This window comes from Spirosoma migulaei (assembly GCF_054776855.1).
Genome location: NZ_BAAHBG010000038.1, coordinates 169,245 through 185,610, shown reverse-complemented (window position 1 = coordinate 185,610; position 16,366 = coordinate 169,245). Strand labels below are relative to the sequence as shown.

The following is a 16,366-nucleotide window of genomic DNA, read 5'->3' as shown; positions in this document are numbered from 1 at the left end:
CTAAGCTAAATACACTACGAATGAAGCCTTTTTAGTGTTATACACAGCTTCAATTTAAAAATAACGCGAATACTTTCGTTTACTTTCTAAATGGTCACTACTTTTGCGTTTTGGCATCGTACTTCAACTCCTACACATGAAAAAAGCCTTTTCGTTCGTCTGCCTACTCTTGTTGTTCATTTCGCCTGGCTTTGCCCAGAAACAGGCGACCTGGATCTGGTATCCGGGCGATTTTGAGATCTGGTTAGGCAACAACATGCAGAACCGACGCACCGAACGGGGTACGTTCCTCCCTCCTTTCTGGAAGCTGGACAGCCACTATAATCTGATCGATTTTCACAAGGACTTCGACCTGGCGCAAGCCGAGGAAGTTGACCTGTTTGTGGAAGGTAAGTACAATGTCAAGATCGACGGAAAGGCGTTTTCGGGCTATCCGAAGCGGATTACGGTACCGGCCGGAAAGCATAAAGTAAGCCTGAAAGTCTTCTGTCAGGATCGGGTTCCGGCTATTTATGTACGAGGCCAAAACGTGGTTTCAGATAATTCCTGGTTAGTGACATTTGAGGACAAAGAATGGATTGACGAAACTGGCAAAGCGTCCGACCAGTCGGGGACAACCTGGCTCAAAGCGGGTTCCTGGAATTTTACTGAACCTCAATTACCGCCGTCCAAATTCAAACTGAATACCAATGAGGTACAAGCCGTAAAGGTGGACAAAAAAGCAGGCTCCCTCCTGCTCGATTTCGGCAAAGAAACCTTTGGGTTTATCAAGCTGAAAGGCTTGTCGGGGAAAGGCAACGTCATGATTTACTACGGCGAATCGCAGGAAGAGGCTTTGGCCACGGCAACCTGCGAAACAACTGATAATCTGCAAATTGACCAGACGCAGAAACGTGATTCGACCATGGAACTGACCAAAGCGTTTCGGTACGTGAATATCCAGTTCGATGGGAGTGTCTCGATGGATGGCGTTTCGATGCTGTACGAGTTTCTGCCCGTTGCCGATCGGGGCAGTTTCCGGTGTTCCGACGAGCAGATCAACAAAATATATGACGTTGCGGCTTATACGCTTCACCTGAATACCCGCGAGTTTTTCATCGACGGGATCAAACGCGACCGCTGGATCTGGTCGGGCGATGCCGCGCAGAGTTACCTGATGAATTATTACCTCCTGTTCGACTCGCCTTCGGTAACGCGGACGTTGTTGGCACTACGTGGCAAAGACCCCGTTACGAGCCACATCAATACCATTATGGACTACACCTTTTACTGGTTTATAGGCATTTACGACTACTACCAATATACGGGAGACAAAACCTTTATCCAGCAGTTTTACCCACGCATGCAAAGTTTGATGGACTACTGCCTGTCGCGTCGGAACAAGAATGGCCTGCTGGAAGGGCTCGCGGGCGACTGGGTATTTATCGACTGGGCGGATGGGTTGAGCAAGAAAGGCGAGGTCAGTTTTGAGCAGTTGCTGTTTGCCCGAAGTCTGGAAACGATGGCCCTCTGCGCCAACATTGTGAACGACGCCCCCAACGCGACAAAGTACAATCAGTTAGCTACCGACGTAAAGGGGAAGCTCTTCAATGCTTATTGGAACGAGAGCAAACACGCGCTCGTACACAGCCGGATTGACGGCGTGCCTACCGACAACGTAACGCGCTACGCCAACATGTTTGCTATCTTCTTCAATTACCTGGATGAATCTCAAAAACAGGCCGTTAAGCAACATGTTCTACTGAATCCCAACATTCCAAAAATAACCACCCCCTACATGCGTTTCTACGAGCTCGAAGCCCTTTGCGCCCTCGGTGAGCAAACCTATGTGACCAAAGAAATCAAGGATTACTGGGGTGGTATGCTAAACCTAGGAGCGACTTCCTTCTGGGAAGAATACAATCCCTCGAAAAAGGGCGCTGAACACTATGCGATGTACGGCCGCGACTTCGGCAAAAGTCTTTGCCACGCCTGGGGAGCCAGTCCCATTTATCTGCTCGGCAAATACTACCTGGGTGTAAAACCAACCTCCCCCGCCTACGCGACCTATTTAATTGAGCCTCAGCTCGGTGGCCTACAATGGATTGACGGCAAAGTGCCGACTCCAGACGGTGACGTCAGTGTGTATTGTAGCACTAAAGAAATCAAGGTAACGGGTGCCGCCGGCATTGGGACGCTCCGGTTTAAAAGTAAAGCTAAACCTGTGTGTAAGCAGGGTGACGTGCGGTCTGTGAGTGCCGGGCTGTATGAACTGATGGTGGAGAAAGGGAAGAGTTATGTGGTGAGTTATAAGGGGTAACGCTATTACTTACTGGCAGCAAGTTTTTGTTGAATACCGTTTACAAATTCAACAGGAACACCCGCAATGTCAGCGATTTGCTCGGCACTCAACGATAGCTTTGTCAGTAAGTTTTTCACAATCCGTTCTTCTGCTTTCTCGGCTCCCCGTAAGTAGAGAACATCCCTTTCTTCGCTAATATATTTGGCAATACTGTCCATAGTGTCCTTTAATGTCAGTTCTAAGTTACGCAAAGGTCAGTAACATTATATCCAATTTTATGTCCCAGCCCAAAACAGATGAACGGAATCAAAAAACAGAGAGGACTTAGACGATATTATAAAAGTCTTGCGTCAGAAAATGATCTTGACAAAGCAAAGTGGCTTGACTTTGACAATCCTGAAACTTGGTTTGACAATTGGCATTTACACTTTGACTGGAAAGGCTATGGTAACGATAGCTTTAAAAGACGAAGACCACATTTAGATAAGCTGTTTAGGCACTTTGACTTACTCGTTGAAAAAACTAAAATACTAAAAAAGGGCTTTCAGTTATACGCTATAGTACTCGATTTTGATAGCCACAGCGACGCATTATTTTTACACACACCAAATCCCAATAACAGTCAATTCCCGTTCAAAGTCTCAGACCTTCAATTGACAACGACATTGACTAATAAACAACTGAATGACTATATAAATAATTTAGACGGCTATGAAAAGCTATATGGGCAAGCTGGCGAAGCCTTCTGCTTATTATACAGAAAACATGCTGGACAATCTTTTTGAAGAAAAACCGGCTATATACGAATTTTATATCAGGCAGTTTGGCACGAAAATTACAAAGCCCATACCAGCCCTACCCTCCTAATACCTCTGCTTACCAAAATAATTCTGTAGTAAACGACCTGCAAACGCAAAGAGTACTCCACTCGAGATCGAAGCAAGCACGACTATTCCCGGAGCGAGTTCATCCTCAGGGGAGGTATGATCAAGGACGATTAGTTTAAACAGGAAGAGAAAGCCTGTTAGACCTACGACAAAACCAATCAGTATACCCGCTTTGCTTTTCATGGATGTTAATGTTTATGTTTTAAAACCTAACTTCCGGCAATTGGAGACCCGAAAATACCGACCGCCAGTTCTATCCAGATAAGGAGCAACGCTACCAGAATAACTGCACACAGCGCGATGCGGTGCTTCGCGGTGGTTACTGTTCTCAAAACAAGCTCAATTAGGAGACCTGTACCAAATAGCAGGACACCCGCAACGACAAAATCGGATAGTGTCCAGTTCACTTCATTCGTGAACTGCATCGCGATGAATGGAATGAGCAAAAGCGTTGCTACTGCTAACAAAATGCCCGTAAGGCGTTGGTTCTTAATAGCCATGTCTGTTCTGTTTTATATTGTGCGAGCAAAATTACCAAAGAACTTTGTATTTCAAAGTAAATAAACAAAAAAACTCAAAACATTAGACTTCCTCTGCATTCTTTGCGCTTACCCTTGCGCCCTTTGCGGTTAAAAACAATGCTAACATCCTACAATCACCGGCGAAAATAGCATAGTCCAAAGGGGATTATTCCTATTAATTTTGATTTTTATGCTATTCACTTATCATGCCTCTTAGCCATATCCGAATTCGATACCCATTACTGGCTTTTGCTCTTACCGCGCTTACAACAGCCTGGGGGCAAACAAACGCGCTGGTCAATACGTCGCAGAGCAGGTTCGCGAAGCTGGAAAGTACGGATCTGAACGCGGTGAAATGGACAACCGGCTTCTGGGCGGATCGCTTTGCCATTTGCCGGGATTCGATGGTGCCGCACTTGTGGAATACCTACACCGATGCCAACATCAGCCATGCCTTTCGGAATTTTGAGATAGCGGCTGGTCTGGAAACGGGCAACTTCAAAGGGCCTTCTTTCCATGACGGCGATTTCTACAAAACGCTGGAATCGGTGGCGAGTATGTATGCGCTTACCAAAGATAAAAAGCTGGACGCCATGATGGACAAAGCCATTGCGGTGATCGGCAAAGCGCAGGCACCCGATGGCTACGTGTATACCAAAGCCATTATTCAGCAGAAGAAAACGGGTGAAACAAAGATGTTTGATGATAAGCTCAGTTTTGAGGCTTATAATTTCGGACACCTGATGACGGCCGCTTGCGTGCATTACCGGGCAACGGGTAAAATCTCCCTCCTGAACATCGCGAAAAAAGCAACCGATTTTCTGATCGGATTTTATACCAACGCCAGCCCCGAGCAGGCCCGTAACGCCATTTGTCCGTCGCACTACATGGGCATCACCGAAATGTACCGCACCACCCGCGACCCGAAATACCTGGCCTTAGCGCAAAAGCTAATCGACATTCGGGGACTTTCGGAAGGAACCGATGACAACTCCGACCGGGTGCCGTTTCGGAAGATGAAAAAGGTAATCGGCCATGCCGTTCGGGCGAATTATCTGTTTGCCGGAGCCGCCGATGTGTTTGCCGAAACCGGCGATAGTACGCTGCTTTCCACGCTGGACTTACTGTGGGATGATGTCGTCAATCATAAAATGTACGTTACCGGCGGTTGTGGTGCGCTCTACGATGGTGTCTCGCCCGAAGGAACCGCCTATAAACCCGATACGGTGCAGAAAATCCATCAGGCGTACGGCAAAGCGTATCAGTTACCGAATCATTCGGCCCACAACGAGACTTGTGCCAACATCGGCAACCTGCACTGGAATTACCGGATGCTGCAAATCACGGGCGACGCCAAGTACGCCGACGTGATGGAATTGGCCCTGTACAATAGTATTCTGTCGGGGATCAGTCTGGATGGCAACAAGTTTTTCTACACCAATCCATTGAGTGCGTCGGATGATTATCCGTACCAGATGCGCTGGATGGGTGGCCGTCAGAATTACATTCGCTTATCAAACTGCTGCCCACCCAATACCGTTCGCACGATTTCGGAAGTGAGCAACTATGCGTACAGCATTTCAGATAAAGGACTGTGGCTGAATCTATTCGGTAGCAATCAGTTGAACACCACCCTCAAAGATGGGTCGGCTATTCGACTGGCCCAAACGACGAATTACCCCTGGGATGGCGCGATTAGTCTTCAGCTGGAGCAAGCTCCCGCCAAGCCCTTTTCGGTCTTTGTCCGGATTCCCGGCTGGTGTCAGGGGGCAACGATCACCATAAACGGAAAGGCAGTCACGGCCCGTCTTCAGGCAGGCACCTACGCCGAACTCAACCGAACCTGGGCTACAGGTGATAAAGTAGCCATCAATCTGCCGATGCCGGTTAAACTCATCGAAGCGAATCCATTGGTGGAAGAGAACCGCAACCAGGTGGCCGTCAAACGTGGCCCGATTGTGTATTGCGTCGAGTCAGTAGATAACCAAAAGACGAAGCTGAACAACATTGCATTATGGGCCAAAGTCAATCTTAAACCGACCCTCGTCAAGATCGATAACAGCGATGTGATGGCGCTGGAAGGTGACGCCAAACTACTCAACGAAGGCAACTGGACGAATCAATTGTACCGTGAGGTATCGGACAAAGCACCCCAACCAACGCCCATTCGGTTAATTCCGTACTACGCCTGGGCCAACCGCGGGCATTCCGAAATGGAAGTCTGGATTCCGCTAATTCGGTGAAGTACTTGATCCGTTTGTCTTTTTTTGTCATTCCGACGCAGGAGGAATCTCAAGCCTACTAATCAGTCAAGCTTGAGATTCCTCCTGACGTCGGAATGACAAAAAAAGACAAACCCAATTGCCGGTAGTCTAAGACTACGCCTAACAGTAATCAACCAAAATGAGCAAACTCCTCCTCTACCTCACTCTATTCATTTTCTCCATCCAGCCATCCAACGCTCAGGCGAAAAAGAATCCGGCCGTTACCATCGTCGTTCCTGCGTCAGTTCACGTACGAATTACCTTCGGAGCGGAGAAACTGAAACAGGCGTTAACAAAGGCGGGTTATCAGGTGACGATAACACAGAACACAAAGGCACGAGACAAGCAGCAGATTGTGATTGGGTTATGGGCAGATAATACGATCAAACAGGTAGCTTCGAGCTATGCACTTACGACATCAAGGGATACGACGAAAGAAGGTTTTACAATCAGAAAAGAAACCCAAAAACCGCTCCTGATTGCTGGCACCGACCCGTCCGGGGCATTGTATGGCTGCCTGGAACTAGCTTCACAGATCGCTGAAACAGGCAAACTTCCTGAACAAATCAACGTGACCGATAAGCCAGAAATGGTGCTTCGGGGCACGTGTGTAGGTATTCAGAAACCTACCTATCTGCCAGGTCGGGATGTGTATGAGTACCCGTATACTCCCGAAACGTTTCCGTGGTTATATGACAAAGCGCTGTGGATTCGATATCTGGATATGATGGTCGAAAATCGCTACAACTCGCTGTATTTGTGGAACGGGCATCCCTTTGCGTCGCTGGTTCGGCTGAAAGACTATCCCTATGCGGTTGAGGTGGACGATGCGACCTTCAAAAAGAACGAGGAAATGTTCCGTTTTTTGACCGAAGAAGCCGACAAACGGGGCATCTGGGTGATTCAGATGTTCTACAATATCATCGTCTCGAAACCCTTTGCCGAACATCACCACATCAAAACCCAGGATCGAAACCGCCCGATCATTCCCCTCATCGCCGATTATACCCGAAAGTCAATTGCTGCCTTTGTTGAAAAATACCCCAATGTGGGGCTGCTGATTGCATTGGGCGAAGCCATGGAAGGCGTTGGGCAGGACGATGTGGACTGGTTCACAAAAACGATTATTCCGGGCGTGAAAGATGGCTTGAAAGCTCTCGGCAAAACCACCGAACCGCCTATCGTACTCCGCGCCCACGACACCGATGCGCCCCGTGTCATGAAAGCCGCGTTGCCCTTGTACAAGAATCTGTACACGGAGGCCAAGTTCAACGGCGAAGCCCTGACCACCTATACGCCACGCGGCAAATGGGCCGAACTTCACCGGACATTGAGCAATATCGGTACGGTTCAAATTGAAAATGTGCACATCCTGGCGAATCTGGAACCGTTTCGCTACGGTTCCTCCGATTTTATTCAGAAGTCGGTGCAGGCGATGCACAGTGTGTATGGTGCCAACGGCCTGCATCTGTATCCGCAGGCGTCGTACTGGGATTGGCCCTACACAGCCGACAAAACATCCCCTCGCCTGCTCCAACTCGACCGCGACTGGATCTGGTACAAAACCTGGGGGCGCTACGCCTGGAAATCAGGTCGAAACCGCCCGGCTGAAATTGCTTATTGGGGCAATCAACTGGCCGAGAAATACGGTTTACCGCTCGACAAGGGCAAAGACGTACTGGAAGCCTACGACCAAACGGGCGAGATTTCTCCGAAACTACTACGTCGATACGGCATCACCGACGGCAACCGCCAAACGTTGACGTTAGGCATGTTGATGACCCAGCTTATCAATCCGTTTCGTTACGGACTACTTACGTTACTCTATGAATCAGAAGCCCCCGAAGGCGAGATGATTATCGACTACGCTGAGAAGGATTGGAAACACGAAAAACACATTGGCGAAACACCCGTTCAGATAGCTGATGAGGTTATAGAACATGGCAAACAAGCGGTTATAGCCATCGACAAAGCGGCTGGTGCAGTCACCAAAGACAAAGCCGAGTTTGACCGCCTGAAGAACGATGTCTATTGCCAAAACGCCATGGCGAATTTCTACGCTCAGAAAGCCCGTGCGGCATTGTCCATTCTGCGTTATAAATATTCCAATGACGTTCGCGACCTCGACAAGGCACTTCCCCTATTGGAAAGCAGCGTCAATCACTACGCTGATTTAGTGAAGCTAACGAAAGACACTTATCTGTATGCCAACAGCATGCAGACGAAACAACGCAAAATTCCCATGCGGGGCGTCGATGCCACCTACATAACCTGGGACGAAATGCTGCCGGTTTATCAGAAAGAGTTGGCCCATTTCAAACACTCCATTGATTCGCTGAAATCAACCAACAAAGCAGTCGTCAAAGCGCCCATTCTACTAAAACCAGCAACGGTTACGATACAAAGCCCTCAGATTGAGACCTATTCCCTAGAAAAAGGACAGCGCGTATTTACAGATACCGCTGCTACTATCAGTGGATTTGCGCCAGAACTAAAGAACTTAAAAGGGCTTAAACTGACCAAAGCGAAAATGCAATCGGAGCGAACCAGCCTGACCTTTACAGCCACAGAACCCGTGAAGCTTTTGGTAGGCTTTTTCAACGAAAAGAATCCCAACTACCTGCCAACGCCTGAACTCGAAACCGATGCCAGCGCCAATGATTACGGCCAATCGGAAATCAAGATCTCGAACGCGATTCTGGTCGATGGGCTCCCCCCCGTGAACGTTCACGCCTATTCCTTCAAAGCGGGTAAACACACCCTGAACCTGGGCAAAGGTGCTTGTTTACTACTGGGTTTTATGGACGGCAATCAGGAGATTCCAATTTTCGATGCGGCCGGGGTCGCGCCCGACCTTGCGGGGAATAAGAAGAACATCGATTGGCTATTTGAATAGGCCTTTTAATGTGGCGTCGGTTATTAGTAACCGACGCCACATTAAACCGTTTCCCTGTTCAAGTAAACACCCTTTATGCGTGTTACGTTTTGGTTGTTACCTTGCGCCTTATTTGCAACAGGGTAAATCCAACGTATGACGACTGGCCCAAGCGCACATTTGCTACTGGTTGAAGATGAACCCAAGGTAGCCACGTTCATTAAAAAAGGGCTTCAAACCCAGGCCTACACTGTAGAGGTGGCCTTAACGGGAGAAGAAGGCAAACAACTCTTCGACACTACGGCGTTCGATCTGGTCATTCTGGACGTTAATCTGCCTGACATGAATGGCCTTGAACTGGCCGAATATATTCGAGGCAAGAACGCCAAGCTGCCGATTCTCATGTTGACCGCCCTGGATACAACGGCCGATAAACTGCTGGGTTTCGAAGCCGGAGCCGATGATTACCTGGCCAAACCGTTTGATTTTCTGGAATTACTGGCCCGACTGAAAGCCCTGCTCCGTCGGTCGGTTCCTGCTGAGGAAGTGGGTCGGGTTATGCGTGTGGCCGATCTGGAACTTGATCTGCACGAACGGGTAGCCCGCCGAAGAGGGCAAACCATCGAACTGACCGCCCGCGAATTTGCCCTGCTGGAATACCTGATGCGGAATGCCGGACGGGTTGTGTCTCGGGTGGATATAGCCGAGCAGGTTTGGGATATTGGTTTCGACACAGGGACGAACGTAATTGACGTTTACGTTAGTTATCTGCGCGCTAAAATCGACAAAGATTCGCCCACCAAACTGATTCACACGCTGATTGGGATGGGGTATGTGCTGAAAGAAAAATGAGCCTCCGCAACCGACTGACCCTTTTATTCACGGCTATTGTCTCGGTCTTACTGGCCCTGTTTTGTCTCCTTCTCTACGTGGTAGCCAGGCAGTATGTATCGAACGAATTTCAGACCCGGCTACAGTCAGAAGCACTAACGGCGGGTCATTTATTAGTCGGTCGCGAACCGGTTGGACCTACGCTGTTCAAACTGATAGACAAAAACCAGTTGACGGTTTTACCCCAGGAAGAGATCATTATTTACAATAACCATAATCAGTTAATCTACGAAAGCGGTACCGATTACCTAACCGTTACCCCCGGAATACTAAAGCGGGTTCGGCAAGTACGAACGCTCCACTGGCGCGATAACGAACGCGATGTAGTGGGTATTTTTTTTACTGAGAATCAAACTCCTTCGGTCATTTTTGCGTCGGCCGTCGATACGTTTGGGGGTCGTACGATCCAGAATCTAGCCTACATTCTGGCCATTGGCTGGTTCTTGATGACTGCCCTGATGGTAGTTGCCGGCCGATTTTACGCGGGTCGAACACTGCAACCTATTAACCAGATCAATCGACGGATGGATGAGATTACCGCGTCGAATCTATCGCTACGATTACCCGAAGGAGCTAGCGGAGACGAACTAACCCAACTAGCCCAGCGATTCAACCGAATGCTGACCCGGCTGGAAGAAGCCTTTAGTCTACAGCGGTCGTTTGTATCGCATGCCTCCCACGAACTACGCACCCCACTAACGGCCATTACGGGCCAGTTGGAAGTGTCTCTATTGGCAGAAGACGAGCCGGATGAGCTTCGGGCTACACTTCATTCAGTGCTGGACGATGTACGGGGGTTAAATCGAATGGTCAACGGATTACTGTCGCTGGCTAAAGCGAACATGGACGAATCGTCGGTACCGATGGGGCGTGTGCAACTTGATACGTTATTGGATCAGGTTCGACTTGATTTTCAGCGTCTCCAGCCAAACTACACAATTCATGTACACTTAATCCCGCCCGATGCGCCCGATAGCCTTTGGCAACTCATCGGCAGTGAGCCGCTGTTACGAACGGCTTTTTTTAATCTGATTGACAACGGAGGCAAATTTTCGCCAGATCATACCGTATCCGTAACCTTATCTTCGAACAGTAAATCTGTACAATTGAGCGTTCATAACGCCGGTTCAACCATTCCCGCCGACCAACTGACAGCCATCTTTATTCCCTTCCAGCGTGGTCGTAATGCCAGCGGGCAACCGGGTTATGGCATCGGCCTTCCGCTCGCCGAACGAATCATTCGCTTGCATCAGGGTCATATTCAGGTCGACTCATCGGCTGATGCGGGCACTACATTTACAGTCACGCTGCCCCGCTAATTTTCCCTCTCCCCCGGCCCCTCTCCCGCAACGGCGGACCGCCCAAAACCCCCGTTCTCGCTTGGCTTTGCCAAGCGAGAACGTTAAGGCTAAATATATTTCTAATGCCGTTCTAATGCGGCTCTAACACGAGCCTAACGCTGGGGTATGACCTTTGTAAAGTCAATCAGGCAGCGCTTTTCAGATAACCTGCCACTAGTATTGACGAATACTTAAACAACAAGAAAAATCATGAAAACATACCTGTTTATACTAGCCTTCAGTGGCCTTTCGATCCTGACAGCCTCCGCCCAGGACGATTCTAAATTACGGAAAGACGTTACCTATTCGGCCAATAATTACAAGCATCCGAATAAAGCCGCAACTGCCCGAAAATGGGAAACGAAACAGGGAATTGAAGTTAACGCGCCCGGTCTTACCACCGGTCCAATGACCAGCTATAAACAGCCAATTCCAAATGCCGTACCGGCTGGTGGTGTGGTTGTAGCACATACGCCTGATATGGACGTTGCCAAACATAATTATAAACATAACTATAAGATTCAGCGCGTTAGCATAGGCAATCCAGAAAATCAGTCTGCTTCGGAAGTTGCGAATAAGATGCAAGCCAAATCCACAACGGAAGGCAATTAATGGGTGGTCATTCGTAGTCAATAAGGATGTTTATCTCAACTACCACGATTGGTCAAAACGCCTGGAGCAATAGCAGACCGCTTCTGGTTCATGGGTTGGTTTACAACCTCAAAACCGGTCTGCCTTATGCACTCATAACTTATGTACTCACCTGATTTATCAATGAGCCTGGGCAGTATAGTCTATGCTTTGTCCAAATTAGATGGTCGCCTTCATAAACAGGAGCAATGGGCAGTTCGGGAACTCCTGGCAAAAGGGCCCTACGGTGATTTGGCTCTTTCCGCTTTCTTTTTACGCGAAAATACCGACCAACCAGGAGCCGATGCGTATGCATTTGGTATGCGTCGACTCGTAGCAAAACGACTCGAGCTTACGGAACATATCAAGAAGCGGTTCGTTCGTATTCTGTTACGCGTTGCTGGAGCGCATAACGGTATCTCGCAACAGGAACGATTGTTCATCCAACAGTTTTGGCAGGAGATTCGGGTGCTTTGAATTGCAAAAAGCGAGGAGTAGAGTGTAGCAATGTTCGTCACACAACAAAGCAACAACTTTCCCTCGCTTTTTGCTGTCTCACTCAGTTAATGTCTGGTAGTTAGACACATTGACTATCTTTTTACCCCTATTATATAGTTTTTAGTTGCAAATGATAGTGGTTCCGCCAAATTAACTAATAAACTAGTTTTACAACTAACAAATAAGTTATACATTTAGCCCCGTAGCGATTAGGATATGATTCAACCTCATTATCTGATCTTAAATTCACGTTGGCTATGATTCGGAATTACATCACAGTTGCCTGGCGTAATCTGCTGAAATATAAGGCGATTTCGTTCATCATGATTTTGGGATTAGCTTCTAGTATAGCTGCTTTCCTACTACTAGCTCAGTACCTATTCTCTGAGTTTAGCTATGATGAATTCCATACGAATGGGGATAACATCTATCGGATCCAACTGGATGATTACAAACAGGGCGTTCTGACGAACAGCAGTGTAATCAGCTATCATGCTGAAGCTCCGGCCATAAAAGAAACCTTTCCTGAAATCGAGAATTTTGTTCGGTTGCACCGGGCAGATGGCATGATCAGTTACCGGAAACCAACGGGTGAACTGGTCAGCTATCACGAGAAAAAAGCATTCTATGCTGACTCTTCTTTATTTCATGTATTTTCCTTCCCGCTGCTGAAAGGTTCGGCCAATCGGGTGCTACGTCGGCCTGAGTCGGTTGTAATTTCCGCGAAGATGGCACAGAGGTATTTTGGTCAGGAAAATCCGATTGGCAAAACCCTTCGGTTAAGCACAGATTGGCAGGGAGGTGACTATGTAGTAGAGGGAGTATTCGCTGATATTCCGACGAATAGTCATATCCATTTCGATTTTGTTTTTTCCATCCAGAACCTGCTCAAAAATCAACAGTTTGCTACTGGAGGCTGGTACTGGACTAATTTTTATACGTATCTGCTCCTAAGACCAGACACCTCACCAGAAACGTTAGAGGGCAGACTCTCCAATATTATCGAAAAGCACATTGGTAATCAACTGAGAAAATACAAGATCAGGCAAACATTTGTTTTACAACCCCTTCGTGCCATTCATCTCCATTCCCACACGGCTACAGAAGTTGAAGCAAACGGAAAAATTGGTATCGTTTATGTGCTTATCCTGGTTGCTTTCCTGATTCTGGCAATTGGCTGGCTCAATTATATCAACCTATCCACGGCAAGAGGTATTGAACGGGCAAAAGAGATAGGAATCCGAAAAGCGATGGGTTCTGAAAAAAGGCAATTGATCCATCAGTTTTTAATTGAAACTCTGGGTATCAATCTGTTATCGGTGTTACTAGGAGTCGGCCTTTTTTTATTGGCGCTGATCATCTTTATTGACTGGATTCAGGCTACCAATGGTTTTTCCATGCTTCAGAAGCCCCTATTTTGGATCATATCCTTAACGGTAGTTTGTCTGGGGTTCTTTCTTTCCGGGTTTTATCCCTCTTTTATCCTTTCTTCATTTAAACCAATTACTATTTTAAAGGGGTATTTGCCTAAACAAGTCGGTGGCGAATCGTTCCGTAAAGCGTTGGTTGTGTTTCAATTTACGGCTTCAATTTTCCTGATCATTGCCACACTGGTTATTAATCAGCAACTCAATTTCATGCAGCAGCAGGATTTAGGGATGAACATCGACCAGAAGCTTATTATTAAAGCACCCAAAGTATTACGAACGGATAGCTTTACGAATGACATTCGCTTTTTCAAGGATCGATTAGTTGGGCAGACGAGTGTAGAGCAGGTAACAACTTCCTCCGAAGTTCCGGGGCAGGAAATTTTCTGGACGGACGAATTGCAACGGCTCCATGAGGCTACCACCGATTATAACCTGTGCAGTATGCTGGCTGTTGACGAAGATTTTATTCCGACGTATAAAATCAAGTTGCTGGCAGGGCGAAATTTCAATAAAGACTTAGTGCTTGATAACGACGCTGTTATCATCAATCAGAGCGCGGCAAAAGCTTTTGGCTTCGCCAACGCCGAACAGGCGCTCAATCAGGAAATTGGCAACGTACTACCCAAAAAAATTGTCGGCGTCGTCAATGACTTCCATCAACAATCCCTGAAAACGGCAAATCGTCCTATCATTTTTCAGCATATTCCCTGGAGTAGTTCCTTTCTGACGATTGCACTACGCAGTAAAAATGTACAGAAATCAATAGTGATGCTTCAAAAAGTCTATCAGGAAGCGTTTCCCGGCAATGCATTTGAGTTCTTTTTCCTGGATGATCATTTTCAGCAACAGTACGAATCAGATGAACGGGTAGCGTCTCTGCTCAGTTGGTTCGCACTATTAGCGATTAGTATTGCCTGTCTAGGTCTTTTAGGTCTGGCCATGTTCACAGCTAAAAATCGCACAAAGGAAATTGGTATTCGAAAAGTGCTCGGAGCCAGCGTTGGAAGTATTGTCGTGCTATTATCCAAAGATTTCCTTAAGCCAGTCGGTCTGGCGATCCTAATAGCGTCCCCCATTGCCTGGTACGCTATGAGTTGGTGGTTACAGGATTTCGCGTATAAAACGGACATTAAGTGGTGGACATTTGTGGCAGCGGGTGGACTGTCCGTAGTGATTGCATTGATAACCGTAAGTTTTCAAAGTGTCAAAGCTGCGTTGATGAACCCCGTCAAGAGTTTACGTAGCGAATAGACATCTGTTGGATACGTTCTCAATCCACCCTACCCTTCTCAGCATCGGCAGCGTTGTCGGTATGTCGGCGTTTACGCGCAAAGGTGTCCTTGCCAAACTGATACGTAAATGCCAGACCAATTCTACGGGTATCGGTTTCGTTGGTGTGAAACGCTTCGGCCTGTTTTAGACTAACCGTTTGGTCGGTTGGTGTCCAGGAATGAAAAATATCTTCCAGCGTAAGCCGGAGACTCCCTTTGTTCTGCAAGATTTTCTTCTGGACAGCGGCAGCCAGCCGAAAGCGCGGATTGGTGATGGTTTGCCCGGAAATGTTTTTACCTGAATAAAAACTACTCAACTCACCAGCCCAGCCTTTCTCGAATTTGAATTGATTGAATACATCCATTCGTACGCTGAACAAACCTGGGGTAAGCGTTTCAGAATAGGCAGTGCCCTTCAGCGCCATCCGTCCCATCATTCCATTGGCGTTAATAGTCCACCATTTTGTCGGCGACAGCGATACATTCGTAGCAAGCGCCAGAATATAGCCACTGGCCACATTGTCGGGACGGATATAAAAAACATCGCCCACAGCCTGCGTTAACTGAAAAATTATATCCGAAAAACGACCATATTGGATTGAGACACCAATGTATTGTTTGTGCTGGTATTTGAGTTCGTACTGATAATTGTACTGGGGTTTCAAATACGGGTTACCAGTCGTAAAAGAATACTGATCCCGATAAAACAGAAAAGGGTTAAGTGACTGGTAATTAGGCCTGTTTATCCGCCGGGTAACGCTGGCAGTCAGGCTATTATTCCCGGCGCTATCGACTTTATAGCTCAAAAAAGCAGTTGGAAATAAGCTTGTATAATTCCGACTGAACGACGTTTCGGGAACTTCAGGATTACCCAACTGGCGTCCATCTATCTGGGTATGTTCAAGTCGAAAACCAGCCTGTGCCGCCAATCGCTTCCACTCTTTTCGGAGATTCGTGTAAGCCGCATAAATCGTTTCGTGGTAGGTAAAGTGGTTGGATTTGCTGAAATCGGGTGTTTTGATCGCTCCCAGTATGGTGTAATACTGCGAGTTGTTATCATTGTTGACCACGCTCGATTTAATACCGGCTTCCAGTTTTGCCTTGTCACGGAGCGGGTGTAGGTAATCGGCTTTTGCCGAGTAAATCGTAATATCAGACGGTAAACTATACACGAACTGATTGCTATTGACGAGCGTACCATCAGGCTGATTTACAGCCGTTTTCAGCACCTGATCGCCCGTCGAATTATAGGTGATATAATTCAGATCAGCACTCAATTCCCGGCCTGTATCCTTGAATTTATGCTGAACATTGGCATTGACGCTGGGATTCATCCACGGGTAATTACCGTTGGTACTGCCCGTCCCAATTGAACTCAGTTCCGAACGCGCACTATAGGTTTTGCTGACGTAATCGAGTCCATCCTGCCGGGATCGATTCTGAATGGCCACGAGGAATCCATAGGTCGTATTTTCTGA

At 47.5% G+C, this 16,366-nt stretch carries 12 protein-coding genes; 9 read left to right on the top strand and 3 right to left on the bottom strand.

The window, feature by feature from the left end; genetic code table 11:
* The first annotated feature begins 136 nt into the window (after positions 1-136).
* The gene (locus tag ACYVGO_RS34360; RefSeq protein WP_460973249.1) at positions 137-2,299 is read left to right on the top strand and encodes an alpha-L-rhamnosidase-related protein; all 2,163 of its coding nucleotides are present in this window, start codon (positions 137-139) and stop codon (positions 2,297-2,299) included.
* Between the two features lie 5 nt (positions 2,300-2,304).
* On the opposite strand, the gene ACYVGO_RS34355 is transcribed toward ACYVGO_RS34360, so the two are convergent.
* Entirely contained in the window at positions 2,305-2,499 is a 195-nt protein-coding gene (locus tag ACYVGO_RS34355) for a hypothetical protein (RefSeq protein ID WP_142773605.1), read from the bottom strand.
* Positions 2,500-2,577: 78 nt separating this feature from the next.
* Between ACYVGO_RS34355 and ACYVGO_RS34350 the strand changes: the two genes are divergently transcribed.
* Positions 2,578-3,066, top strand: a complete 489-nt coding sequence (locus tag ACYVGO_RS34350; protein WP_460973248.1) for a hypothetical protein — start codon at positions 2,578-2,580, stop codon at positions 3,064-3,066.
* 311 nt (positions 3,067-3,377) lie between these two features.
* Here ACYVGO_RS34350 and ACYVGO_RS34345 read toward each other — a convergent pair whose 3' ends face one another.
* Positions 3,378-3,668 (bottom strand): hypothetical protein, encoded by a 291-nt coding sequence (locus tag ACYVGO_RS34345; protein ID WP_460973247.1) that lies wholly within the window; start codon positions 3,666-3,668, stop codon positions 3,378-3,380.
* A gap of 227 nt (positions 3,669-3,895) precedes the next feature.
* Between ACYVGO_RS34345 and ACYVGO_RS34340 the strand changes: the two genes are divergently transcribed.
* The 7 genes from ACYVGO_RS34340 to ACYVGO_RS34310 all read left to right on the top strand — a co-directional run bounded on the left by ACYVGO_RS34340 (position 3,896) and on the right by ACYVGO_RS34310 (position 14,868).
* Positions 3,896-5,932: an aceric acid hydrolase gene (locus tag ACYVGO_RS34340; protein WP_460973246.1), complete on the top strand. Its 2,037-nt coding sequence runs from the start codon at positions 3,896-3,898 to the stop codon at positions 5,930-5,932.
* 160 nt (positions 5,933-6,092) lie between these two features.
* A complete protein-coding gene (locus ACYVGO_RS34335) occupies positions 6,093-8,849 on the top strand; it encodes an alpha-d-galacturonidase (protein WP_460973245.1) in 2,757 nt (918 codons plus the stop codon).
* Positions 8,850-8,984: 135 nt separating this feature from the next.
* Positions 8,985-9,680: a response regulator transcription factor gene (locus ACYVGO_RS34330; RefSeq protein WP_142773611.1), complete on the top strand. Its 696-nt coding sequence runs from the start codon at positions 8,985-8,987 to the stop codon at positions 9,678-9,680.
* The gene (locus ACYVGO_RS34325) at positions 9,677-11,038 is read left to right on the top strand and encodes a HAMP domain-containing sensor histidine kinase (protein ID WP_460973244.1); all 1,362 of its coding nucleotides are present in this window, start codon (positions 9,677-9,679) and stop codon (positions 11,036-11,038) included. The genes ACYVGO_RS34330 and ACYVGO_RS34325 overlap by 4 nt, the downstream gene beginning before the upstream one ends.
* A gap of 231 nt (positions 11,039-11,269) precedes the next feature.
* Positions 11,270-11,671: a hypothetical protein gene (locus ACYVGO_RS34320; protein WP_460973243.1), complete on the top strand. Its 402-nt coding sequence runs from the start codon at positions 11,270-11,272 to the stop codon at positions 11,669-11,671.
* Positions 11,672-11,812: 141 nt separating this feature from the next.
* On the top strand, positions 11,813-12,166 hold the full coding sequence (locus ACYVGO_RS34315; protein ID WP_142773614.1) for a TerB family tellurite resistance protein: 354 nt from the start codon (positions 11,813-11,815) through the stop codon (positions 12,164-12,166).
* Between the two features lie 278 nt (positions 12,167-12,444).
* Entirely contained in the window at positions 12,445-14,868 is a 2,424-nt protein-coding gene (locus ACYVGO_RS34310; protein WP_460973242.1) for an ABC transporter permease, read from the top strand.
* 19 nt (positions 14,869-14,887) lie between these two features.
* Here the strand turns inward: ACYVGO_RS34310 and ACYVGO_RS34305 are convergent.
* A partial coding sequence (locus tag ACYVGO_RS34305; RefSeq protein ID WP_460973241.1) for an outer membrane beta-barrel family protein occupies positions 14,888-16,366 on the bottom strand: 1,479 nt, incomplete at its 5' end.